At 66.5% G+C, this 23,090-nt stretch carries 22 protein-coding genes and 2 pseudogenes; 18 read left to right on the plus strand and 6 right to left on the minus strand.

The genetic code is table 11. The annotated features are described in order from the left end of the window. On the minus strand, positions 1-942 hold a 942-nt coding region (locus tag ACLQI9_RS22445; protein ID WP_442392223.1), incomplete at its 3' end, for a coenzyme F420-0:L-glutamate ligase. After that, entirely contained in the window at positions 939-1,931 is a 993-nt protein-coding gene (gene cofD / locus ACLQI9_RS22450; protein ID WP_324436160.1) for a 2-phospho-L-lactate transferase, read from the minus strand. The genes ACLQI9_RS22445 and cofD, both read right to left, overlap by 4 nt. A 301-nt stretch (positions 1,932-2,232) precedes the next feature. Between cofD and ACLQI9_RS22455 the strand changes: the two genes are divergently transcribed. Beyond that, a complete protein-coding gene (locus ACLQI9_RS22455; protein WP_442382713.1) occupies positions 2,233-2,598 on the plus strand; it encodes a WhiB family transcriptional regulator in 366 nt (121 codons plus the stop codon). A 64-nt stretch (positions 2,599-2,662) separates the two neighbouring features. Here ACLQI9_RS22455 and ACLQI9_RS22460 read toward each other — a convergent pair whose 3' ends face one another. Continuing rightward, complete coding sequence (locus ACLQI9_RS22460) at positions 2,663-3,085, minus strand: metallopeptidase family protein (RefSeq protein WP_442382735.1); 423 nt, start codon at positions 3,083-3,085, stop codon at positions 2,663-2,665. Positions 3,086-3,246: 161 nt separating this feature from the next. On the opposite strand from ACLQI9_RS22460, the gene ACLQI9_RS22465 reads away from it, so the two are divergent. Further along, positions 3,247-3,684: a DUF3499 domain-containing protein gene (locus ACLQI9_RS22465; RefSeq protein WP_442382714.1), complete on the plus strand. Its 438-nt coding sequence runs from the start codon at positions 3,247-3,249 to the stop codon at positions 3,682-3,684. 83 nt (positions 3,685-3,767) lie between these two features. On the opposite strand, the pseudogene ACLQI9_RS22470 reads toward ACLQI9_RS22465, so the two are convergent. Both ACLQI9_RS22470 and ACLQI9_RS22475 read right to left on the minus strand, forming a co-directional pair. Continuing rightward, a pseudogene (locus ACLQI9_RS22470) lies at positions 3,768-4,193 on the minus strand (esterase); the annotation flags it as partial. 5 nt (positions 4,194-4,198) lie between these two features. Continuing rightward, a complete protein-coding gene (locus ACLQI9_RS22475) occupies positions 4,199-4,468 on the minus strand; it encodes a hypothetical protein (RefSeq protein WP_442382715.1) in 270 nt (89 codons plus the stop codon). A gap of 316 nt (positions 4,469-4,784) precedes the next feature. Between ACLQI9_RS22475 and ACLQI9_RS22480 the strand changes: the two genes are divergently transcribed. The 3 genes from ACLQI9_RS22480 to manA are packed head-to-tail and all read left to right on the plus strand — an operon-like array spanning position 4,785 to position 8,501. Continuing rightward, on the plus strand, positions 4,785-6,185 hold the full coding sequence (locus ACLQI9_RS22480) for a phosphomannomutase/phosphoglucomutase (protein WP_442382716.1): 1,401 nt from the start codon (positions 4,785-4,787) through the stop codon (positions 6,183-6,185). Continuing rightward, on the plus strand, positions 6,182-7,267 hold the full coding sequence (locus ACLQI9_RS22485) for a TobH protein (RefSeq protein WP_442382717.1): 1,086 nt from the start codon (positions 6,182-6,184) through the stop codon (positions 7,265-7,267). The genes ACLQI9_RS22480 and ACLQI9_RS22485 overlap by 4 nt, the downstream gene beginning before the upstream one ends. Before the next feature lie 7 nt (positions 7,268-7,274). Continuing rightward, positions 7,275-8,501: a mannose-6-phosphate isomerase, class I gene (gene manA, locus ACLQI9_RS22490; RefSeq protein ID WP_442392224.1), complete on the plus strand. Its 1,227-nt coding sequence runs from the start codon at positions 7,275-7,277 to the stop codon at positions 8,499-8,501. A gap of 85 nt (positions 8,502-8,586) precedes the next feature. On the opposite strand, the gene ACLQI9_RS22495 is transcribed toward manA, so the two are convergent. Next, positions 8,587-9,981 carry an FAD-dependent oxidoreductase gene (locus ACLQI9_RS22495; RefSeq protein ID WP_442382719.1) on the minus strand — a complete coding sequence of 465 codons (1,395 nt, stop codon included), beginning with the start codon at positions 9,979-9,981 and terminating at the stop codon, positions 8,587-8,589. A gap of 46 nt (positions 9,982-10,027) precedes the next feature. On the opposite strand from ACLQI9_RS22495, the gene ACLQI9_RS22500 reads away from it, so the two are divergent. The 13 genes and pseudogenes from ACLQI9_RS22500 to ACLQI9_RS22560 form a co-directional block, all read left to right on the plus strand. Further along, positions 10,028-11,527 carry an amino acid permease gene (locus tag ACLQI9_RS22500; RefSeq protein WP_442382736.1) on the plus strand — a complete coding sequence of 500 codons (1,500 nt, stop codon included), beginning with the start codon at positions 10,028-10,030 and terminating at the stop codon, positions 11,525-11,527. A 95-nt stretch (positions 11,528-11,622) separates the two neighbouring features. After that, positions 11,623-12,846 (plus strand): alkane 1-monooxygenase, encoded by a 1,224-nt coding sequence (locus ACLQI9_RS22505; RefSeq protein ID WP_442382720.1) that lies wholly within the window; start codon positions 11,623-11,625, stop codon positions 12,844-12,846. Next, positions 12,846-13,016: a rubredoxin gene (locus tag ACLQI9_RS22510; protein WP_442382721.1), complete on the plus strand. Its 171-nt coding sequence runs from the start codon at positions 12,846-12,848 to the stop codon at positions 13,014-13,016. The genes ACLQI9_RS22505 and ACLQI9_RS22510 overlap by 1 nt, the downstream gene beginning before the upstream one ends. 80 nt (positions 13,017-13,096) lie before the next feature. After that, positions 13,097-13,279, plus strand: a complete 183-nt coding sequence (locus ACLQI9_RS22515; protein WP_260744282.1) for a rubredoxin — start codon at positions 13,097-13,099, stop codon at positions 13,277-13,279. After that, positions 13,276-13,914: a TetR family transcriptional regulator AlkX gene (alkX, locus tag ACLQI9_RS22520; RefSeq protein WP_442382722.1), complete on the plus strand. Its 639-nt coding sequence runs from the start codon at positions 13,276-13,278 to the stop codon at positions 13,912-13,914. The genes ACLQI9_RS22515 and alkX overlap by 4 nt, the downstream gene beginning before the upstream one ends. Before the next feature lie 81 nt (positions 13,915-13,995). Beyond that, positions 13,996-15,468 (plus strand): adenosylhomocysteinase, encoded by a 1,473-nt coding sequence (gene ahcY, locus ACLQI9_RS22525; protein ID WP_442382723.1) that lies wholly within the window; start codon positions 13,996-13,998, stop codon positions 15,466-15,468. 38 nt (positions 15,469-15,506) lie between these two features. Next, positions 15,507-16,136 carry a dTMP kinase gene (locus ACLQI9_RS22530; protein ID WP_442392225.1) on the plus strand — a complete coding sequence of 210 codons (630 nt, stop codon included), beginning with the start codon at positions 15,507-15,509 and terminating at the stop codon, positions 16,134-16,136. A 72-nt stretch (positions 16,137-16,208) separates the two neighbouring features. After that, positions 16,209-16,895: a two-component system response regulator MtrA gene (mtrA, locus tag ACLQI9_RS22535; RefSeq protein ID WP_422227130.1), complete on the plus strand. Its 687-nt coding sequence runs from the start codon at positions 16,209-16,211 to the stop codon at positions 16,893-16,895. A gap of 55 nt (positions 16,896-16,950) precedes the next feature. Beyond that, positions 16,951-18,606, plus strand: a complete 1,656-nt coding sequence (gene mtrB, locus ACLQI9_RS22540) for an MtrAB system histidine kinase MtrB (protein WP_442382725.1) — start codon at positions 16,951-16,953, stop codon at positions 18,604-18,606. Then, positions 18,606-20,366: an MtrAB system accessory lipoprotein LpqB gene (lpqB, locus tag ACLQI9_RS22545; protein ID WP_442382726.1), complete on the plus strand. Its 1,761-nt coding sequence runs from the start codon at positions 18,606-18,608 to the stop codon at positions 20,364-20,366. The genes mtrB and lpqB overlap by 1 nt, the downstream gene beginning before the upstream one ends. 39 nt (positions 20,367-20,405) lie before the next feature. Continuing rightward, entirely contained in the window at positions 20,406-21,044 is a 639-nt protein-coding gene (locus ACLQI9_RS22550) for a ComF family protein (RefSeq protein ID WP_442382727.1), read from the plus strand. Between the two features lie 286 nt (positions 21,045-21,330). Further along, positions 21,331-22,011 carry a ribosome hibernation-promoting factor, HPF/YfiA family gene (gene hpf / locus ACLQI9_RS22555; protein ID WP_442382737.1) on the plus strand — a complete coding sequence of 227 codons (681 nt, stop codon included), beginning with the start codon at positions 21,331-21,333 and terminating at the stop codon, positions 22,009-22,011. Between the two features lie 74 nt (positions 22,012-22,085). After that, positions 22,086-23,090, plus strand: a pseudogene (locus tag ACLQI9_RS22560) (preprotein translocase subunit SecA); the annotation flags it as partial.

Consider the following 23,090-nt stretch of genomic DNA (forward strand, 5'->3'; position numbering starts at 1 on the left):
CAGCCGAGTCGCGGATGTCTGCAGCCAGACGAAGCGCACCGGCCGGGTGTGGTGGGGGGCCGGCGCGGTGAGCGCCTCAGCGACGGCGGCCTCGATGAGCTGCGCCGGCACCGGCTCGTCGGCGAACTGGCGCACCGAGCGGCGCAATAGCTGGGCCTGCTGGCGGCCCAGCTCCACGGCTTCGGCGGTGCCCAGCCAGAACAGGTCGTCGGTCCCGGAGCGCACGAGGTGGCGCGCCGTGTCGCCGACGTCGGAGACGACCCCGCCAGACAGCCCGCGCACGACGGCCGCCGGTATCGCGGTCAGCTTGCCCTTGACCAGATCGGCGGCGGCGGCGATCTCGTCGGCAATCGCGACCTCGGTGACCAGCAATTCGTTGCCGTGCCGGTCGACGGCGCCCGCGTAGCTGTGCAGCACGGCCAAGCCGGCCGCGCCGACCGCAGCGTCGGTCTGGCCGTTGCGCCACGCGCGGCCCATGGTGTCGGTAACCACGACGCCGACGGTGACCCCCAGCCGCTCGCGCAGCCCGGCGCGCAGGGCCGCAGCGCTGGCGTCGGGATCGACTGGCAACAGCGCCAATTCGCCCGCATGAACGTTAGAGCCGTCCACGCCGGAAGCGGCCTGAACGACGCCCAGCTTGTTCTCGGTGATCAGCGTGCGGTTCTTGCGGGCCAGCACGCGGACAGCTTCCGCATCGACGAGCTTGCGCCGCAGCGCATCTCGCTCCTCAGGGTCGTCAGGCGCTTCCACCAGCCGGCCCTCGCATTTGGACACCAACTTGCTGGTGACCACGAGCACGTCGCCGTCGCGCAGCCAGGGCGCTGCCGCGGCGATCCCGGCGCCCAGGTCGTCGCCGGGCCGGAATTCGGGCAATCCGGTGACCGGCAGGATCTCAACCGCTGACGCAGTGCCGTGCTCGCCGCCGGTCGCCGGCGCGCTCACGCTGCCACACCCGCGAGGTCCAGGCCGGCGCTCACCATCGCCGCCGTCGCCGCAGGATCGGTCATCAGCAGCGGCACCGACTGCACCGCAACGCCGTCAATTTCGGCGTGGTCGCCCTCGTGTATCAGCCAGTAGTCCAGAATGCCGGTGCCTGCTCGCGCGCCATAGTGGTGCCCCACCGCCTCTGCGGTCGACGGCACGCCGATCACTGAAAGGCACGCATCTGCCATGCCGCGCAACGGTTTTCCCCCGATGATCGGGGAATAGCCGACGATCGGGGCGTCGGTCGACCGCAATGCTCCGCGGATACCGGGGACGGCCAGGATCGCGCCGACGCTCACCACCGGATTCGACGGTGCCACCAGGATGATGTCGGCGTCGCCGATGGCTTCTGTGACTTCAGCTGTGGCGTGGGCCTTTTCAGCGCCGATGAACGCGAAACTGTGCGTCGGCACCTGCGCGCGGTAGCGCACCCACCATTCCTGGAAGTGGATAGCGCGTTGGCTGTCGTCGACGGGATCGGTGATGACCACGTGGGTTTCGCAGCGGTCGTCACTGGCGGGCAGCAGCGTGGCTGCCGGTTGCCAGCGGTCGCACAGCGCCGCGGTGACTTGCGACAGCGGGTAGCCGGCCCGCAGCATCTGGCTGCGCACCAAATGGGTAGCCAAATCGCGGTCGCCGAGCTCGAACCAGTCCGGCTGCACGCCGTAGCGAGCCAGTTCCTCCTTGGCGTGCCAGGTTTCGTCGCGATGACCCCAGCCGCGCTGCGGGTCTACACCTCCACCTAAGGTGTACATGCAGGTATCCAGATCGGGACAGATCCGCACGCCGTGCATCCACGCGTCGTCGCCGATGTTGACGATCGCGGTCAGGTCGTGGTCGCCGGCAAGCCCACGCCCGGAGGCGAACTGGCCCAGACCGAGCAGCCGTTGGACGCCGAGCAGAAAGCGGGCGCCGCCAACTCCGCCGACCAGAACCGTGACCTTCACATCGCACGACAGTACGCGCGGCGGGGTGCTTGGGACGGGTCCGGTCGGGGGTGTGAGCGACACGCCAAGGCGGCAACGGCTGCAGTGTCGCAAAAAATTGATCACGAGATGGTATGGAAATCCGCCGAATCGCTTGCAAAGCGTTCCTTACCCGTGTGTAATCACACCAGTGTCATTTCGGTTGGCCGGCCGGATTCGGTGTCGCAGACCGAGATTCGATCATTTGTTCGAATTGGGATGGCCGACATCAAAACAGTGGTGACATTCACGATCAAACGACACAAGTGAGGGGAGGCGGAGCATGTCCTATGAGCACCTTCGGGGCGTAATGGGAGGCACACCGCACACCACTACCGGCTCGACAATGCTTGGGGCAACGGCAAGGCCCCATTTGAGTTTGGTTCCTGTTCCCGATGCGGTCGAAGTATTTGACCCCGAACCGGTCACCACCGACCAGTGGCAAGACCGCGCGTTGTGCGCGCAGACGGACCCCGAGGCGTTCTTTCCCGAAAAGGGCGGCTCCACCCGTGAGGCCAAGAAAATCTGCCTGGGCTGCGAGGTCCGGGCGGAATGCCTCGACTACGCGTTAGCTCACGACGAGCGGTTCGGCATTTGGGGCGGGCTCTCCGAGCGGGAACGCCGCCGCCTCAAGCGCGGAATTATCTGACGCGGTTAGTCGGCGGGCGACCCGCTGCGCTCGGCTACGCCGAGCTTGCGATCGCCCGCACGGCTCACTCGTCATCGATCGTCGGGTCGATGACCGAGGGTTCGACGTCCAAATAGGTAGCCACTTGGGCCACCAGGATTTCGTGCAGCAATTCGGCGAGTTCGACCGTGTCCTTCGCTCGCCGCTCGATCGGCTTGCGGAACAACACAACTCGCGCCCGGGTAGCGCTTCCGCGCACGTCGACGCCGGCCCCGATCAACCGGGCCAGTGCGATCGGCCCGTCGGCGACAACTTCGGGCGGCCATTGCACGCTGTCGGGATCCTTCGCTGAGATCCGTGGGATCTCGTCGACCGCCACGTCGAGCTCTGACAATCGCTCCTGCCAGCGTCGCTCGATGGGCTCATAGGCCTCGAGCACGGCCATGTCGAAGCGCTCGGCGCGGCTGCGCCACCCGGGCACTGTCGGCGGCAGCAGCGGCCCGCGCATCTCGCGGCCGCGGCGCGAGACTCTTCGGCTCGCCGGGTGTCGGTCGGGGCGAGAGCTGCGCGAATCGCTCACCCGGCGATGGTAACGGTTGGACATCGTGGCTCGGGCGAATGCGCGTGTCCGGCGCTGCGGGGACGTTTTCGCACGATAACCTCTCGAACGTGAACGTTCCGCGTCGCTGTTGCCGGCCCGGGTGTCCGCATTACGCGGTGGCGACGCTGACGTTTGTCTACTCGGACTCGACGGCGGTGATCGGACCGCTGGCAACCTCACGCGACCCGCACTCCTGGGACCTATGCGTCAGCCACGCCGGTCGCATCACCGCGCCGCGCGGCTGGGAACTCGTCCGCCACTCCGGCCCGCTGGCCACCAACCCCGATGAGGATGATCTGATCGCGCTGGCCGAGGCGGTGCGCGAGGGTCGCGATGCCGTCGCCGGCGGTCCGCCGGTCAACGGATTTCACGATTTCGTCGGCCAGCATGGCGGTGCGCCGACCGCGCCACCCTCCGGTGGCGTGCTTGCTCCGGCCGGGCAGCGCTCCGGCGGCACCGGGCGCCGACGCGGCCATCTTCGGGTGTTGCCCGACCCCACCGACTAATCCGGTGCGAACAGCCCCACGGGCAAAGCGCCCGGCGCCGGTGATCGTCCCACCGGTGCCTATGCCGGCGACGAAATGGGTGGCAATGCGTTGACGATCCTGCTGTGCGAGTTGACCCCGCAGGTCAAAAACGCGCCGCCGTGCAGGTAGAGCACCAGCCGTCGCTTGCCGTCGGCCGGTAACACGCCGGGCGCGCGCACCAGCTGCGCGGTGGCGTGCGGCAATCGACCGTCGCCCGGATGGTTCCTGGGGCGGGAAGCAACACCCGGGAGGCGAAGTCGACGAGACCGAACGGCCACGGCAGATGCGGGATATAGCTGCACACCGCCAACGCGGGCCGGATGGTCAGACCGCAAGCCAGCGACGCGACCATTCCCGGCGATGCTGGGGCTGCTTTCGACGACCTCGACAGGTGCGCCATCGCTGACGGGAAATCTGCGGGCCCGCAACACGTCGCGGGCGCGAATTGCATTGCGGGGCGAGCCCGAAACCTTGCTCGGTGCGGTCATGCTCATCACTCCTTATAGCCGAACTGCCACAGCACGTCGCACTTGACGATGTTGGCCGGTGTGAACACGAAGTTCGGATATGTCGCGTTGCGGCGATGCGCGGTTTCGAGCGCAATCGACGGCACGGCGCCGGTGTTGAGCAGGTAACGGAATTCCGTGACTGTGAAGGTGCCGTCCGTTGAATCCTTTTTCGGGGCGAAATTGATGCCGAGCGCCGGAGGGGAGTTATCCATGAAAGGACCGTCACCGACGATGAGAACGTTGATCGCTCCCATGGCTTTCTCCTCCCGGCGGCTAATCCCGGGGATCGTCGTGGATCAGCGTCCCGGGCGTTCTTGAATTGAACGCCGGAACCCGGGATGGCCGAAGGAGTCGGTCCGCCCAGCGGACCGAATGTGTTGGCTCGCTGCCGGTCAGCGCCCGGCCGGCACCGGACGCCGACGCGGCCACTTCCGGGTGTTGCCCGACCCCCCGACTAGTAACCGTGCCGGGCTGATTTTGATTGCCCGGCTCCTCAGCAGACCGTGCCGCTCCGCATCGTCACCGGGCTAGGCTGACGGACGAAGATTCCTCGTCGTCAGGAGCCCCTTGATGTCTCGGCCCGCCGCGGCTGTTAACCGTGTGATCAAGGCTTATGACGTGCGAGGTCTGGTCGGTGCGGAGATCGACGAGCCGTTCGTCACCGATGTCGGCGCGGCGTTTGGCAAGTTGATGGGCGGCGAGGGCGCGCGCCAAGTCGTCATCGGCTACGACATGAGGGACAGTTCGCCGTCGCTGGCGGCCGCATTCGCGTCCGGGGTCACCGGCCAGGGTCTCGACGTGGTCCGCATCGGCTTGGCGTCCACCGATCAGCTCTATTTCGCCTCCGGACTTCTGGACTGCCCTGGTGCGATGTTCACCGCAAGCCACAACCCAGCCGCCTACAACGGCATCAAGATGTGCCGGGCGGGGGCCAAACCGGTCGGCGCAGAAACCGGGTTGACCACCATCAGTGATGACCTGATTGCCGGAATTCCCGCCTACCAAGGGCCGACAGGCGCCGTCGCCGATCGAGACGTGCTGGCCGACTACGGAGAATTCCTGCGCTCGCTGGTGGACACCTCGACGCTCCGTCCGCTTCGGGTGGCCGTCGACGCGGGCAACGGCATGGCCGGCCACACCGCGCCGGCGGTGCTGGATGCGATCAACTCGATCACGCTGCTGCCGTTGTACTTCGAGCTCGACGGGACGTTTCCCAACCACGAGGCCAACCCGCTGGATCCGGCGAACCTGACCGACCTACAGCGCTACGTGCAGGACAGCGGCGCCGATATCGGGCTGGCATTCGACGGGGATGCCGACCGGTGTTTCGTCGTCGACGAGCGCGGCCGACCGGTATCGCCGTCGACGGTGACCGCTCTAGTCGCCGCCCGCGAACTCAGCCGGGAAATCGGTGCGACCGTGATTCACAATCTGATTACGTCGCGCGCGGTGCCGGAGTTGGTGGTCGAGCGCGGCGGCACGCCGGTGCGATCGCGGGTCGGGCACTCCTTCATCAAGGCGCTGATGGCCGACACCGGTGCGATCTTCGGCGGTGAACACTCGGCGCACTACTACTTCCGTGACTTCTGGGGCGCCGATTCCGGGATGCTGGCCGCGCTGTACGTGCTGGCCGCGCTCGGCGAGCAGCAGCGGCCGCTGTCGGAGCTGACCGCCGATTACCAGCGCTACGAGTCATCCGGCGAGATCAACTTCACCGTGGCCGACGCAACGTCGTGTGTCGAGGCGGTGCTGAAGTCGTTCGGCGGCCGCATTCAATCCATCGATCATCTGGATGGGGTGACGGTGGACCTCGGCGAGGGCAGCTGGTTCAACCTACGCACCTCCAACACCGAGCCGTTGTTGCGGCTGAATGTGGAAGGACGTTGCGTCGAGGACGTGGAAGCGGTGGTCGCCCAGGTTGCCGACGAGATTCGCCAGCAGGCCGTAGGTCAGGTGGAGACCGCGACGTGAACGCGACCCAGGCCACGATCGACCTCGACGACACCGAAGCCCTGCTGGCCGCGGATCGCGAGGGGCTGTTGCGGGCGGCGTCGACGGCGGGCGCGCAGGTGCGCGCGGCCGCGGCCACGCTTGATGAGGGTGCTCTCGACGCCTTGCGTGGCGATGACCGTCCGCGCACCCTGATCTGGGTTGCCGGGCGAGGCACTGCTGAGACCGCAGGCACCATGCTGGCCGCGACGTTGGGTAGTTGGGCGGCCGCGCCGATCGTGGTCGTCGCCGAGGCGCCACCGTGGATCGGCGCGCTCGACGTGCTGATCGTGGCCGGCGACGACCCCGGCGATCCGGCGCTGGTCGGCGCCGCCGCGAGCGGAGTGCGCCGCGGTGCGCGGGTTGTCGTGGCGGCGCCCTACGACGGCCCGCTACGAGAAGCCACGGCCGGCCGGGCCGCGGTAATGGCGCCGCGGCTCCCCGTCGCCGACGAGTTCGGTCTGTGCCGGTATCTGGCCGCCGGGCTGGCTGCGCTGCAAAGCGTCGATCCCAAGCTGGGTGTGGACCTGGCCGCGCTGGCCGACGAGCTGGACGCGGAGGCGCTGCGTAACAGCGCCAGCCGCGAAGTGTTCACCAATCCGGCGAAGGCGTTGGTCGAGCGGATGTCGCGGCGCCGCGTCGTGCTGGCCGGGGACTGTGCCGCGACCCTGGCACTGGCCAGGCACGGGTCTTCTGTTCTGCTGCGGATCGCCAACCAGGTAACCGCCGCCGCCGGACTCGCCGACGCCTTGGTGGCACTGCGCGCCGTCGCCGAGTCGGGGTCCGTCGACCCGGTGGAGGCTTTGTTTCACGACGAGGAGATCGACGGCCCGGTCGCCGAGCGGCTGCGGGTGCTGGCGTTGACGCTGGATGCCGAACGCACGGTCGTGGCGTCTCGGGTCGCTCAGCTTGACGACGTCGACATCGTCGGCGCTGAGGATGTGCCGGAGGGGCCGGGTGTCAGCACAGCGCCTGTCGGTGCCCAACGGGCCGAGCAGCAACTGGCTATATTGGCTGTTCGATTGGAGATGGCGGCGGTTTATTTGCGGCTGGTGCGGGGATAGGTAGACAGTGCAGTTGCTACGGGGTGCGATACGGACGTACGCGTGGGGATCGCGGACGGCCATCGCCGAATTCACCGGGCGTCCCGTTCCGGCGGCGCACCCAGAAGCGGAGCTCTGGCTCGGTGCCAACCCCGGTGATCCGGCTTGGCTGGAAAATCCCGACGGAGAAGTCTCGCTGCTGCAGGCGCTGGCCGCCGACCCGGAAGGGCAACTGGGCTCGGTGACCCGCGCCCGGTTCGGCGATGTGCTCCCGTTCTTGGTCAAAGTGCTGGCTGCCGACGAACCGTTGTCGCTGCAGGCGCATCCGAGCGCCGAGCAAGCCGCCGAGGGTTACCTGCGCGAGGAGCGGCTCGGCATTCCGGTCACGTCGCCGGTGCGCAATTACCGCGACGGCAGCCACAAGCCCGAGCTGTTGGTGGCGCTGCAGCAGTTCGAGGCGTTGGCCGGATTCCGTCCCGCGGCCCGGACCATCGAACTGTTGCGCGCCCTGGCGGTGTCCGACCTGGATCCATACATCGATTTGTTGAACGACCAGTCCGATGCCGACGGCCTGCGCGCGTTGTTCACCACTTGGATCACCGCGCCACAGCCCGACATCGACGTTCTGGTGTCCGCCGTGCTGGATGGCGCCATCCACTACGTAAGTTGCGGCGCAAAAGAGTTCGCGGCCGAAGCCAAGACCGTGCTGGAGTTGGGTGAACGGTATCCCGACGATGCCGGTGTGCTGGCGGCGTTGCTGCTCAACCGGATAACCCTCGATCCCGGTGAGGGGATCTTCTTGTCGGCCGGAAACCTGCACGCTTACCTGCGCGGTGTCGGGCTGGAGGTAATGGCCAACTCCGACAACGTGTTACGTGGTGGTCTGACTCCGAAACACGTCGACGTTCCCGAGCTGTTACGGGTGCTGAATTTCACCCCCACCCCCGAGTCTCAACTACGTGCGCCGACACACCGGGATGGGCTCGGGCTGATCTATGACACCCCCGCCGACGAATTCGCGGCGTCGATGCTGACACTTGGCGACGACCAGCTAGGCCACGAAGTCGACGCTCCGTCGCGTCACGACGGGCCGCAGATCCTGTTGTGCACCGAGGGTTCGACGACTGTGTCCGGAAAATCCGGGGCAGTGCAGCTCACTCGCGGCGCCGCCGCGTGGGTGGCTGCCGACGACGGGCCCATCCGCATGATCGCCCACGAACCGACCAAGATATTCCGGGCCACCGTCGGCCTGTGATCCGCGCCGGCGACGATGCAGTGGGGGCACCCCCAGCCGCGCAGCGGCGAGGGGGACGTAGCGATGCTGAGGAGCGGCGCATAAATCAGTGCGGCGCCAACGCGCCGCGGCGTTCGGGCCGCCCCGCGCGGCGCTCGGCGAGCCACAGCCGCATGTTGTGCCGGATAGTACGACCGACCAGCGTGGCAGAGGGCACCATGTAGAGGCTGTCCAACAACGAAAACCTGCGCAAGAACCATTCGGCGAGAACCGGATCGGTTTCCGCCGCTCCGAGGAACTGGTCGAACAGGTTGCCCACCGGCCGGTACCAACGGGGCTGCTGTCCGCTCGCATGGTGGAAGGCGAAGTCGCCGATCGCGGTCATCATCCACACCGGGTAGGTGGTTTTGGCGGTGGCTCGATTCACGTCGCGGGCCAGGTCCTCGTCGGCGCCCTGAGCCAAGGCTCGGCGCAGATGAGCGGCCTGCAGCGAGGTCATCGTCATGCCTTGTCCGAAGGTGGGGTCGAAGCTGGCCACGGCGTCGCCGAGCGGAAGAATCCTGGCCGGGAAGCGGTCCAGCTTGTGGTAGCGGCGCCACCGGCTAGTGGGGAAGCGGTGGAAAGCCACCTCGCCGACGGGCTCGGCCAGTTCCAGGCCGGCGGAGATCCGTTGCGGCAGAATCCTTCTGGCGAGCGCCAGCATCTCCGGAAAAGTATGCGGTGGTTCGACTTTCGCGACACCAAAGGTAGTCAGCGTCCAGGTGCCGTCCTCGTAGCCCAGCAGGCCCAGCCCGAGCGGCTGGTGCCGGGATGCGCCGGCAACGATCACCCTCTCCCGGATCGCGCCCTCGGGCAGCCGAAACTGATGCGACGCATAGCCAATGCCCACCTCGACCGTCTTTTCGGGCGGGCGCTGATATCCCCACTGCTCCAGCCACACCGGCAACCTGGTGCCGCGTCCGGCCGCGTCGACGACGAGATCGGCCGCGACGAACTCGGGGTCCGCAGTGTCACCGGAATCCAGCAACACCCCGGTCACCCGCTGCTCACCGGCGTCAAACCGCGGTTCGCGTACCGAACGCTGCTGAAGTTCGACATTGGCGATGGCAAGGGCCCGGCGCCGGATCTGCCACTCCAGGTGCGGACGGCTGGGCACGTAGGCGGTGAACTCGTCGCGCAACGTGTGCCCGGTGCCCAGTACGTGGCCGGCCGCGCCGAAGTAGATGCAGTCCGGTCGGTTCTCCAGGATGGGAACGCCGGCTGCCACCATGTCGTCGAGCAGACCGGGGAACAGCCCGTCGAATTCGCGGGCGCCACGGGCCATCAGAAGGTGAACATGCCGGCCCTGGGGGACCGCCGTGCGGTTGACGGGTGTGCTCGGAAGCTCGTCGCGTTCGAACACCGTGACCCGGTCATAGCAATCGGACAAAACCCGCGCCGCGCACAACCCCGCGAGGCTGGCCCCGATGACGACAGCGTGCCCTCGACCGTTTCCCGTCATGCTCTCCCCACGCATTCCCGCACAGTACTCGGTACTGTCCCGGTGCATGGCCGGTCGCTGGCGCACCAAGTCGGTCGAACAATCGATCGCCGACACCGACGAGCCGGGTGCCCAGCTGCGCAAGGACCTCAGCTGGTGGCACCTGGCGGTCTTCGGGGTTTCGGTGGTGATCGGAGCCGGCATCTTCACCGTCACCGCATCAACCGCGGGAGACATCACCGGACCGGCGATCTGGATCTCGTTTCTCATCGCCGCAATCACCTGCGGGCTGGCGGCGCTGTGCTACGCCGAATTTGCGTCGATGCTGCCGGTGGCAGGCAGCGCCTACACGTTTTCCTACGCCACCTTCGGTGAGTTCCTGGCCTGGACGATCGGTTGGAACCTGGTGTTAGAGCTGGCCATCGGCGGCGCCGTCGTTGCCAAGGGATGGTCGAGTTACCTGGACACGGTATTCGGGTTAACCAGCGGCACAATCGATCTCCGGTCGTTTAAGCTGGACTGGGGATCGCTGCTGATCGTCGCGCTGGTGGCCACCCTGCTCGCATTAGGCACCAAGTTGTCGTCGCATTTTTCTATCGTGGTCACCACGATCAAGGTGTCGGTGGTGGTGTTGGTGATCGTCGTCGGCGCCTTCTACATCAAGACCGCGAACTACTCGCCGTTCATACCGCCGCCCGAGGCCGACCACGCCGGCACCGGCATTGATCAGTCCTTGCTCTCGCTGCTCACCGGCGCACACAGCAGCCATTACGGCTGGTACGGGGTGCTCGCGGGAGCGTCGATCGTGTTCTTCGCGTTCATCGGGTTCGACATCGTGGCCACCATGGCCGAGGAGACCAAAAACCCGCAGCGCGACGTCCCCCGGGGCATCCTCTTCACATTGGGCATCGTCACAGTCCTCTACGTGGCGGTGTCGGTCGTGCTCTCGGGGATGGTTCCCTACACCGCGCTGAAGACCACCCCTGATGGACATCACGCCAACCTGGCCACCGCGTTCGCGGTCAACGGGGTGCACTGGGCTTCCGGCATCATCTCCATCGGCGCGCTCGCCGGGCTCACCACGGTGGTGATGGTGCTGGTGCTCGGCGGATGCCGGGTGGTGTTCGCGATGGCGCGCGACGGGTTGTTGCCGCGGCGGCTGGCCAAGACCGGCGCCCGGGGCACCCCGGTGCGGATCACCGCGCTCGTCGCGTTCCTGGTCGGAGCCACTGCCTCGGCGTTCCCGACGGACAAACTCGAAGAGATGGTCAACGTCGGGACCTTGTTCGCGTTCCTGTTGGTGTCCGCCGGCGTCATCGTCTTGCGCCGCGCCCGCCCGGACCTGCCTCGGGGGTTCCGCACCCCCCTGGTGCCGCTGCTGCCGGTCGCGTCGGTGTGCGCGTGTGTGTGGCTGATGGTCAACCTGACCGTCATCACCTGGGTGCGGTTCGGCCTCTGGATGATCGCCGGTATCGCCATCTACCTGGGCTATGGCCGTCGGCACTCGGTGCTGGCCAGTCGGCAGGCCGACGAAACCGAGATGGACTCGGCGCTCGATCCGGCATAGCTACTTTACAAAATAACGCTCTATGTCTAGACAGAAGACGCAGAGAGTATTATTGTCCAACCTCAAGTGCTCCAACTCACGAGGAGATTGGCCATATGACCACCGGACTACGCCCGAATGCTTCTACTTGGCAGGACAGGAAGCGCTATCTGTGGCTGATGGGACTGATCGTCCCGACGCTGCTGCTGACAATCCTGCCGATCGTGTGGGCGATGAACCAGTTCGGTTGGCAGACCGCCTCGCAGGTGCTGTTCTGGATCGGTCCGATCCTGCTCTACGTGCTGTTGCCGGCGCTTGACCTGCGGTTCGGCTCCGACGGGCAGAACCCGCCCGACGAGGTGATGGACTGGCTGGAAAACGACAAGTACTACCGCTACTGCACTTACGCCTTCATCCCCTTCCAGTACCTCAGCATGATTCTGGGCGCGTGCCTGTTCACCGCATCGAACCTGAGCTGGTTGGGCTACGACGGGCCGCTGAGTTGGCCGGCCAAGATCGGCCTGGCGCTGTCGGTCGGGGCTCTCGGCGGCGTCGGGATCAACACCGCGCACGAAATGGGACACAAGAAGGATTCGCTGGAGCGCTGGCTGTCCAAGATCACCCTGGCGCAGACCGGCTACGGGCACTTCTACATCGAGCACAACCGCGGCCACCACGTGCGGGTGGCCACGCCCGAAGACCCGGCGTCGTCTCGCTTCGGTGAAACGTTCTGGGAGTTCTTGCCCCGCAGCGTGTTCGGCAGTCTGCGCTCGGCCTGGCGGCTGGAGGCACAGCGGCTGCGCCGGCAGGGTGCCAGCCCGTGGAACCCCAAGACCTATCTTTCCAACGACGTGCTCAACGCCTGGCTGATGTCGGTGGTGTTGTGGGGCGTGCTGATCGCGCTGTTCGGCTCGGCGCTAATCCCGTTCCTGATCATCCAAGCCGTCTTCGGCTTCAGCCTCCTGGAGGCCGTCAACTACCTCGAGCACTACGGGCTGCTTCGGGAGAAGAACGCCAACGGACGCTACGAGCGCTGCACCCCCGAGCACAGCTGGAACTCCGACCACATCGTCACCAACCTGTTCCTCTACCACCTGCAGCGCCACAGCGATCACCACGCCAACCCGACCCGCCGCTACCAAACGCTGCGCAGCATGGACGGGGCGCCGAATCTGCCGAGTGGCTACGCCGCGCTGATCGGGCTGACCTACTTCCCGCCGCTGTGGCGCAAGCTGATGGACCACCGGGTGCTCGCCCACTACGGCGGCGACATCACCCGGGTCAACGTGCAACCGCGCCGACGGGAGAAGATCCTGGCCCGCTACGGGGCCGTGGCGTGATGACCGCCTACCGCTGCACGGGCTGTGACTACGTGTACGACGAAGCCAAAGGCGCTGCACGAGAAGGATTTCCACCCGGAGCCCGCTGGGAGCAAATACCCGAAGACTGGTGCTGCCCCGACTGCGCGGTACGCGAAAAGATCGACTTCGACATCTTGGAGGTCCGATGACGATGCGTGCCGCAAGCGGCACGAGGTGGGGGCACCTCCCGCTTGCGGGGGAGAATCGGACAATTGATGGAGGTAACGAAATGAGTGACTACAAACTGTTCGTGTGCGTGCAGTGCGGCTTTGAGTACGACGAGGCCAAAGGCTGGCCGGAAGACGGCATCGCGCCCGGCACCCGCTGGGATGACATCCCCGAAGACTGGAGCTGCCCGGACTGCGGCGCAGCGAAATCCGACTTCGAGATGGTGGAAGTCGCTCGTTCGTGACCAGCGCGCCGGCGACTACTGTCGCGAATGTGAGAAGGGTCCCCTACGCCGAGGCGTCACGGGCCCTTCTGCGTGATTCGGTGCTGGACGCGATGCGGGAACTGCTGCTCAGCCGCGACTGGTCGGCGATAACGCTGGCCGACGTGGCCCGCGCGGCGGGCATCAGCCGCCAAACCATCTACAACGAGTTCGGCTCGCGGCAAGGTCTGGCTCATGGCTATGCGCTGCGGCTGGCCGATCGATTGGTGAACGCCGTCGAAGACGCCATCTATTCCAACGTCGGCGACGTCTACGCCGCCTTCCTGCAGGGATTTCGGGCGTTCTTCTCGGAATCGGCGGCCGACCCGCTGGTCATCTCGCTGCTGAGCGGTGTGGCCAAACCCGACCTGCTGCAGATCATCACCACCGACAGCGGGCCGATCATCACGCACTGCTCAGCCCGGCTGACGTCGTCGTTCATGCACAGCTGGGTGAAGGCCAGTGAGGACGATGCCGGGATGCTGGCCCGCGCCATCGTGCGGCTGGCGATGAGCTACGTGTCGATGCCACCGGAGGCCGACCACGACGTCGCCGCGGATCTGGCTCGGCTGATGACGCCGGCCGCGGAACGATACGGTGTCATCGAGCCCGACTGACCCGGCACGAGGTCAGCACTGCGTCGGGACTAATATATATGCAAGCTAACTAGTTCATCGACGAAGGATTGGGCCCACCACATGACGACGACCGAGCACTCGCTGAGTCCCGACGTCCGCAACGGCATCGAATTCAAGGTCGCCGACCTGTCGTTGGCGGATTACGGCCGCCGCGACATCGAGCTCTCCGAACACGAGATGCCGGGTCTGATGTCGCTGCGCCGCGAATACCACGACGTGCAGCCGCTCAAAGGCGCCCGGATCTCCGGCTCGCTGCACATGACGGTGCAGACTGCGGTGCTCATCGAAACGCTGGTCGCGTTGGGCGCCGAAGTGCGTTGGGCCTCGTGCAACATCTTCTCCACCCAGGACCACGCCGCCGCCGCGGTCGTCGTCGGCCCGCACGGCACCCCGGAGGAGCCGAAGGGCGTGCCGATCTTCGCCTGGAAGGGTGAGACGCTCGAGGAGTACTGGTGGGCCGCCGAGCAGGCGCTGACCTGGCCCGATGAGCCGGCCAACATGATCCTCGATGACGGCGGGGATGCCACCATGCTGGTGCTGCGCGGCGCGCAGTACGAGAAGGCCGGTGTGGTGCCGCCCGACGAAGAGGACGACTCGGCTGAGCACCGGGTGTTCCTGAACCTGCTGCGCCACCGGTTCGAGACCGACAAGGACAAGTGGACCAAGATCTCCGAGTCGATCAAGGGCGTCACCGAGGAGACCACCACCGGCGTGCTGCGGCTCTACCAGTTCGCCGCTGCCGGAGACCTGGCGTTCCCGGCGATCAACGTCAACGACTCGGTCACCAAGTCGAAGTTCGACAACAAGTACGGCTGCCGGCACTCGCTGATCGACGGCATCAACCGCGGCACCGACGTCCTCATCGGCGGCAAGAACGTGCTGGTCTGCGGCTACGGCGACGTCGGCAAGGGCAGTGTCGAGTCGCTGGCCGGTCAGGGCGCTCGCGTCACCGTCACCGAGATCGACCCGATCAACGCGTTGCAGGCGCTGATGGAGGGCCACGACGTCAAGCGGGTCGACGACGTGATCGGCGAGGCCGACATCGTCATCACGACCACCGGCAACAAGGACATCATCACGCTTGAGCACATGAAGGCCATGAAGGAAAAGGCGATCCTGGGCAACATCGGCCACTTCGACAACGAAATCCAGATGGCCAGGCTGGAGAAGTCCGGCGCCACCAAGACCAACATCCGCCCGCAGGTCGACCTGTGGACCTTCAAGGACACCGGCAAGTCGATCATCGTGCTCTCCGAGGGCAGGCTGCTGAACCTGGGTAACGCCACCGGGCACCCGTCGTTCGTGATGAGCAACAGCTTCTCCAATCAGGTCATCGCCCAGATCGAGCTGTGGACCAAGAACGACGAGTACGACAACGAGGTATACCGGCTGCCCAAGCACCTCGACGAGAAGGTCGCTCGCGTGCACGTCGCCGCACTCGGCGGCGAGCTGACCAAGCTGACCAAGGAGCAGGCCGACTACATCGGCGTCGACGTCGACGGGCCCTACAAGCCGGACCACTACCGCTACTGAGCAGCATCGATCGGGTCCGCACGGGATAGGCTCGCGCCGTGCTGATCGCCATCGAGGGCGTCGACGGCGCCGGCAAGCGGACACTTTCGCAGGGTCTGTGTGCGGCCTTCGAAGCCGCCGGGCAGAGGGTGGCCACGCTGGCGTTCCCGCGATACGGGCAGTCGGTGGCCGCCGACGTGGCGGCCGAGGCGCTGCACGGCCAGCACGGTGACCTCGCGTCGTCGGTGCATGCGATGGCGATGCTGTTCGCGCTGGATCGTGCCGGCGCCGCTGCGCAGATCCGGGAACTGTGCGATGACCACGATGTGGTGATTCTGGATCGTTACGTGGCGTCCAATGCGGCCTACAGTGCCGCCCGCCTGCACCAAGACGCCGACGGCGAGGTGGTTGGCTGGGTGTACCAGATGGAATACCACCGGTTGCGGCTTCCTGCACCGGATTGGCAAGTGCTGCTTGGCGTTTCGACTGAGCTGGCGAGCCAGCGCGCCTGCGACCGGGCCCGCCAGGATGCCAGCCGGTCGCGTGACGCCTACGAACGCGACAACGAGCTCCAGCAACGCACCGGCGCCGTCTATTCCGGCCTGGCGGCCGCCGGCTGGGGCGGGCGTTGGCTGGTGGTGGATGTCGACGTCGACGCGGGCCAGCTGGCGGCCAGGTTGACGGCCTAATGCCACGAGCTGTGGTATTCGGGCAAGAAACGCGCGTGTGGCAGCTCCGTTTTATCGCGATCTGGTGACACCATGGACGCCATGAGGCAAAGGATTCTCGTGGTCGACGACGACGCTTCGCTGGCCGAGATGCTGACCATTGTGCTGCGGGGTGAAGGGTTCGACACCGCGGTCATCGGTGATGGCACCCAGGCGCTCACCGCAGTGCGCGAGCTGCGCCCCGACCTGGTGCTGCTGGATTTGATGTTGCCCGGTATGAACGGCATCGACGTATGCCGGGTGCTGCGCGCCGATTCCGGTGTCCCGATCGTGATGCTCACCGCCAAGACTGACACCGTCGACGTGGTCTTGGGCCTGGAGTCGGGTGCGGACGACTACATCATGAAGCCGTTCAAGCCCAAGGAGCTGGTCGCCCGGGTGCGAGCACGGCTGCGGCGCAACGACGACGAGCCCGCCGAGATGCTGTCGATCGCCGACGTGGACATCGATGTGCCGGCGCACAAGGTCACTCGCAACGGCGAGCAGATCTCCCTGACGCCGCTGGAGTTCGACCTGCTGGTGGCGTTGGCGCGTAAACCCCGCCAGGTGTTTACTCGTGATGTGCTGCTCGAACAGGTGTGGGGATACCGTCATCCGGCGGACACGCGTTTGGTTAACGTGCATGTCCAGCGTCTGCGGGCCAAGGTCGAAAAAGACCCGGAGAACCCGACCGTTGTGCTGACCGTTCGAGGAGTGGGTTACAAGGCCGGACCTCCGTGACCGCCCGCGACGACTCACAGCGGACGTCGCGAAGCGGGGGCGAGCGGCGCTTCTGATGTGGGGCGCGAAGCCGCGCATTCGCGGTCGGTCGGGTCGTTCTGGCCCGTTCATGCGGGGCATGGCTGCGTTGAGTGGAGTTGTCGGCGTCGCTTGGCGCCGCTCGCTGCAACTTCGGGTGGTTGCATTAACGCTCGGGATGTCCTTGGCGGTGATCCTGGTGCTCGGCTTCGTGCTGACCAGCCAGGTCACCAACCGCGTTCTTGACGTCAAAGTCCGTGCCGCCACCGAGCAGATCGACCGGGCCCGTAACACGGTCAGCGGGGTCGTCAGCGGGGAAGAGGCGCGCTCGCTGGACAGCAGCCTGCAGCTCGCCCGCAACACGTTGACGTCGAAAACCGATCCGACCTCCGGTGCCGGTCTGGCCGGTGCGTTCGACGCGGTGCTGGTGGTACCCGGGTACGGCCCGAGGCCCGCGGCGGCAGCCGGGCCCGTGGACCAGCTGCCCGCTGCGCTGCGCGAGTTCGTCAAGGCCGGGCAGGTGGCCTATCAGTACGCGACGGTGCACACCGACGGCTTCTCGGGTCCGGCGCTGGTCATCGGCACCCCGACGTCGTCGCGGGTGACCAACCTCGAGCTGTACCTGATCTTCCCGCTAGGCAACGAGCAGAGCACGATCGCATTGGTCCGCGGCACCATGGCCACCGGCGGCCTGGTGTTGATGGTGCTGCTGGCCGGTATCGCATGGTTGGTCACGCGGCAGGTGGTGGTGCCGGTGCGTGCCGCGGCGCGCACCGCCGAGCGGTTCGCCGAGGGGCACCTGTCCGAGCGGATGCCGATCCGCGGCGAAGACGACATGGCCCGGCTGGCGGTGTCGTTCAACGACATGGCCGAAAGCCTCTCGCGGCAGATCGCCCAACTCGAAGAGTTCGGTAACCTGCAGCGCCGGTTCACCTCTGATGTCAGCCACGAGCTGCGCACCCCGCTGACCACCGTCCGGATGGCCGCCGACCTGATCTACGACCACAGCGAGGACCTCGAGCCGGCACTGCAGCGCTCCACCGAACTGATGGTCAGCGAGCTGGACCGGTTCGAAACGCTGCTCAACGACCTGCTGGAAATTTCGCGGCACGACGCGGGCGTGGCCGAGCTATCGGTGGAGGCGGTCGACCTCCGTGCGACCGTCAACAGCGCGCTGGGCAATGTGGGTCACCTAGCCGAAGACGCCGGCGTCCAGCTGATTGTCGACATGCCGTCAGAAGAGGTGATCGCCGAAGTCGACCCCCGTCGGGTCGAGCGGATCCTGCGCAATCTGATCGCCAACGCCATCGACCACGCCGAGCACAAGCCGGTACGCATCCGGATGGCCGCCGACGAAGACACCGTCGCCGTCACCGTCCGCGACTACGGGGTCGGGTTGCGGCCCGGCGAGGAGAAGCTGGTGTTCAGCCGATTCTGGCGCTCGGACCCGTCACGGGTGCGGCGATCCGGTGGGACCGGGCTGGGCCTGGCGATCAGCGTCGAGGACGCGCGTCTGCACCAGGGTCGGCTCGAGGCCTGGGGCGAGCCGGGCCAGGGCGCCTGCTTCCGGCTGACGCTGCCGCTGGTGCGCGGGCATAAGGTCACCACCAGTCCGCTGCCGATGAAACCGATTGCCCCAGAACGCAAGGAGCGTCAGCTTCGGCCGCGAGAGCACGCCGAGAGGGGCACGTGATGCGGCAACTGACCGCGCTGCTAATCGCCCTGGCCGTCGTGATCGCAGGCTGCGCCGGAGTGCCGAGCGCGTCGGCGCCGCAGGCCATCGGCACCGTCGAGCGACCGGCACCGTCGAATCTGCCCAAGCCGACGCCCGGCATGGACCCTGACATGCTGTTGCGCGAATTCCTCAAAGCCACAGCCGATCCGGCCAACCGGCACCTCGCGGCACGCCAGTTCCTCACCCAGTCGGCGTCGAACGCCTGGGACGATGCCGGTAGCGCGCTGCTGATCGACCACGTCGTCTTCGTCGAAACCCACAGCGCCGAACGGGTTTCGGTGGCTATGCGGGCAGATAAACTTGGTTCGCTGTCGGATATGGGCGTGTTCGAGACTGCTGAGGGAGTAGTGCCGGATCCCGTTCCGATCGAGCTGATCAAGACACCGGGAGGCTGGCGCATCGACCGCCTGCCCAACGGGGTGTTCTTGGACTGGCAGCAATTTCAGGCCACCTATAAGCGCAACACGCTGTATTTCGCGGACCCGACCGGCAAGACGGTCGTTCCTGATCCGCGTTATGTCGCGGTGGCCGATCGTGACCAGTTGGCCACCGAACTGGTTTCCAAGCTGATCGCCGGTCCGCGTCCGGAGATGGCCAAAAGCGTCCGCAACATGCTCGGCCCGCCGCTGCGGCTGCGCGGGCCGGTGACTCGTGCCGACGGCGGAAAGAGCGGCATCGGACGCGGTTACGCCGGGGCCCGAATCGATCTGGAGCTGTTGACGGTCGCCGACCCGCACAGCAAGGAATTGCTTGCCGCGCAGATCATCTGGACCCTGGCGCGCGCCGACATCAAAGGGCCGTATGTGATCAACGCTGACGGCGCCGCGCTGGACGAAAGGTTCGCGGCCGGGTGGAACCCCTCTGACGTCGCCGCCACCGACCCGGGTGTGGCGGAGGGCGCGGCGGCCGGGGTGCACGCGCTGGTGGGCGGGGCGCTGGTCTCGCTGGACGGGCAGCGCTCCGACCCGGTCCCAGGCGCGTTCGGGCGGACGACGGATCAGACCGGAGCCGCGCTGTCGCACAGCGGGCACCAGGTGGCGTCGGTGGTGACGCTTCGGCCGGGCGCGCCGGATATGGCCGCATCGCTGTGGATCGGCGATCTTGGCGGCGAGGCGGTGGAAGCCGCTGACGGGCATAGCTTGTCGCGGCCCACCTGGTCCCTGGACGATGCGGTGTGGGTGGTGGCCGACGGCAACACCGTGTTGCGTGCCATTGAAAGCACGGCCTCGGGTCAGCCTGCGCGTCTTCCGGTTGATTCGGCCGCGGTGTCCAATCACTTCCCGGGTGTGATCGCCGAGCTGCAATTGTCGCGGGACGGGACGCGGGCGGCGATGGTCATCGAGGGCCAGGTGATCCTGGCCAGCGTCGAGCAGACGCAGGCCGGCCAATTCGCGTTGGCCTACCCCCGGCGGCTCGGGTTCGGGCTGGGCTCCTCGGTGGTGTCGTTGTCGTGGCGCACCGACGACGACGTCGCGGTGAGTCGCAACGACGCTGCGCACCCGGTGTCCTACGTCAACATCGACGGCGTGAACTCGGATGCCCCGAGCGGCAATCTGCAGCTGCCGGTGGGTGCGATCGCGGCCAATCCGTCGATCGTGTACGTCGCCGATCCGCGTGGGGTCATGCAGCTGTCGATCTCGGGTGCGGAAGGGCCACAGGGCTGGCTGGACGTGCCGCCGTTCATGGTGCCCGGGGCGATGCCGGTGCTGCCCGGCTGAGTCGTTTCAGCTGTCACCCCCCGCCGTCACACTTGCGCCGTGCTCGATCTTGTCCTTCCGCTGGAATGCGGTGGCTGCGGGGCGCCGTCGACCCGCTGGTGTGAGGCTTGCGCCCGAGAGCTGGCCATGAGTCCCGACGCCCCGCGCGTGGTGAGCCCGCGCATCGACCCCGGAGTTCCGGTGTTTGCGCTCGGCCGCTACGCCGGTGCACGCCGGCAGGTGATCGTCGCGATGAAAGATCGCGGCCGCAGCGACCTCGTCACGCCGTTGGCCCAGGCGTTGGCGCTCGGTGTGCACCGACTGCTCGGGTGGGGCCTGCTGGATGTTCCGCTGACGATCATTCCGGCGCCGACCCGCAGCTGGGCAGCGCGTCGCCGCGGCGGTGATCCGGTCACCCGCATCGCGACGCTGGCAACCGCGGACCACCAGCACATCACCGTGGTGCGTGCCTTGCGGATGAAGGCGCTGGCCCGCGACTCGGCCGGTCTGGGTAGCGCCGCCCGCGAGCGCAACATCGCTGGAAGGGTGCTGCTGACGCGCCGACGTGTGCCGGCCGATGGCGAAGTCCTGCTCGTCGACGACATCGTCACGACCGGCGCCACCGCCCGTGAATCGGTCCGCGTCCTGCAAACCGCGGGAGCGCGGGTGTCGGCTGTGCTGGCGCTAGCTGCCGCGTGAGCATTCGTGAAGAACTCGCAACAGACGGATCAAAACACTGGAACTTCTGCCCGCAGACGGTCTACCGTCGGGATCAAGCACCATGAACGCCTCAAGGTGGCGCATCCGAAATAGACCGAGGCGCCACGGCACCGAAGAGGGTAGGGGGTGAGTTCTCGACACCTTGCACCGGCGGGCGGCCACGGTAAAGACCACCAAACCCCGTCGGCGCGCGCATCTGAAAGCCGGGCACGCCGCGTGCGTGCTACGCGAGAGAAACGAGTTGTCAAGTATGTCAAGGCAAACCGTGGATTCCGGTCAGCTTGTCGCCGAACTACCGACAGCAGCCGACGAGCCGGACGAACCGACATCGCACGCCGAGGTCGTGGTCAAGGGCCGCAACGTCGAGATACCCGACCACTTCCGCATCTACGTCTCGGAGAAACTCGCCCGCTTAGAGCGGTTCGACCGGACCGTCTATCTGTTCGATGTCGAACTCGACCATGAACGCAACCGTCGCCAACGCAAGTCTTGTCAGCATGTCGAGATCACCGCTCGCGGCCGCGGGCCGGTGGTTCGCGGCGAAGCGTGCGCAAATAGCTTCTACGCCGCATTCGAATCCGCCGTCGCCAGGCTGGAAAGCCGGCTGCGTCGCGTCAAGGACCGCCGCAAAGTCCACTACGGCGACAAGACCCCGGTCTCATTGGCCGCCGCGACCGCCACTGTGCCGCCCGTGCCGCCCGAGCCGGCTTTCGAGACCGACGTCACCGGCGCGCCGGACCACGACGGCGTCGACGAGTACCACGAGCCGGGTCGGGTGGTGCGCACCAAGGAACACCCGGCCAAGCCGATGTCGGTGGACGACGCGCTCTACGAGATGGAGCTGGTCGGCCACGACTTCTTCCTCTTCTACGACAAGCAGACCGAACGCCCGTCGGTGGTCTACCGTCGGCACGCCTACGACTACGGGCTGATCCGCCTCGCCTGACGATCGGCGGCTATCGCCAGCTCGTCGCCTAGGATGGAGGGCGCCCGAGACTCCGATCCGTAGGGGACAAAGCTGTGCTGAGTAAGTTGCTACGCCTCGGTGAAGGTCGCATAGTCAAGCGCCTCAAGCGAGTGGCCGACTATGTCAACACCTTGTCCGACGACGTCGAGAAACTCACCGACGCTCAACTGCGGGCCAAGACCGACGAGTTCAAGAAGCGGCACGCCGACGGGGAAAGCCTCGACGACCTGCTGCCCGAAGCGTTCGCGGTGGCCCGCGAAGCGGCCTGGCGGGTGCTGGACCAGCGCCCGTTCGACGTGCAGGTGATGGGTGCTGCGGCGCTGCACTTCGGCAATGTCGCCGAGATGAAGACCGGTGAAGGCAAAACCCTGACCTCGGTGTTGCCGGCCTACCTCAACGGCATCGGCGGCAAGGGTGTGCACATCGTCACCGTCAACGACTACTTGGCCAAACGCGACAGCGAGTGGATGGGTCGGGTGCACCGCTTCCTCGGTCTGGACGTCGGCGTGATCCTCGCGCAGATGATGCCCGACGAGCGGCGCGTCGCGTACGCCGCCGACATCACCTATGGCACCAACAATGAATTCGGCTTCGACTACCTGCGCGACAACATGGCCCACTCGCTGGAGGACTGCGTCCAGCGCGGGCACAACTTCGCGATCGTCGACGAGGTGGACTCGATTCTGATCGACGAGGCCCGCACTCCGCTGATCATCTCCGGGCCCGCCGACGGATCTTCGAACTGGTACCCCGAGTTCGCCCGGTTGGCGCCGCTGATGGAAAAAGACGTGCACTACGAAATCGACCTGCGCAAGCGCACCGTCGGCGTGCACGAGCTTGGCGTGGAGTTCGTCGAGGACCAGCTCGGCATCGACAACCTCTACGAGGCAGCCAACTCACCGCTGGTCAGCTACCTCAACAACGCGCTGAAAGCCAAAGAGCTGTTCTCCCGCGACAAGGACTACATCGTCCGCGACGGCGAGGTGCTCATCGTCGACGAGTTCACCGGCCGTGTGCTGATCGGCCGGCGCTACAACGAGGGCATGCACCAGGCCATC

It is taken from the genome of Mycobacterium sp. (assembly GCF_052143115.1).
Lineage (GTDB): Bacteria > Actinomycetota > Actinomycetes > Mycobacteriales > Mycobacteriaceae > Mycobacterium.

Coding starts and splice junctions, on each gene's coding strand:
- ACLQI9_RS22455 (WP_442382713.1), top strand. CDS start 2,233: ATGTCCTATGAGCACCTTCGGGGCGTAATGGGAGGCACACCGCACACC.
- ACLQI9_RS22460 (WP_442382735.1), bottom strand. CDS start 3,085: ATGCGCGGGCCGCTGCTGCCGCCGACAGTGCCCGGGTGGCGCAGCCGC.
- ACLQI9_RS22475 (WP_442382715.1), bottom strand. CDS start 4,468: ATGGGAGCGATCAACGTTCTCATCGTCGGTGACGGTCCTTTCATGGAT.
- ACLQI9_RS22480 (WP_442382716.1), top strand. CDS start 4,785: ATGTCTCGGCCCGCCGCGGCTGTTAACCGTGTGATCAAGGCTTATGAC.
- ACLQI9_RS22495 (WP_442382719.1), bottom strand. CDS start 9,981: ATGACGGGAAACGGTCGAGGGCACGCTGTCGTCATCGGGGCCAGCCTC.
- ACLQI9_RS22500 (WP_442382736.1), top strand. CDS start 10,028: ATGGCCGGTCGCTGGCGCACCAAGTCGGTCGAACAATCGATCGCCGAC.
- ACLQI9_RS22505 (WP_442382720.1), top strand. CDS start 11,623: ATGACCACCGGACTACGCCCGAATGCTTCTACTTGGCAGGACAGGAAG.
- ACLQI9_RS22510 (WP_442382721.1), top strand. CDS start 12,846: ATGACCGCCTACCGCTGCACGGGCTGTGACTACGTGTACGACGAAGCC.
- ACLQI9_RS22515 (WP_260744282.1), top strand. CDS start 13,097: ATGAGTGACTACAAACTGTTCGTGTGCGTGCAGTGCGGCTTTGAGTAC.
- ahcY (WP_442382723.1), top strand. CDS start 13,996: ATGACGACGACCGAGCACTCGCTGAGTCCCGACGTCCGCAACGGCATC.
- mtrA (WP_422227130.1), top strand. CDS start 16,209: ATGGACGCCATGAGGCAAAGGATTCTCGTGGTCGACGACGACGCTTCG.
- mtrB (WP_442382725.1), top strand. CDS start 16,951: ATGTGGGGCGCGAAGCCGCGCATTCGCGGTCGGTCGGGTCGTTCTGGC.
- lpqB (WP_442382726.1), top strand. CDS start 18,606: ATGCGGCAACTGACCGCGCTGCTAATCGCCCTGGCCGTCGTGATCGCA.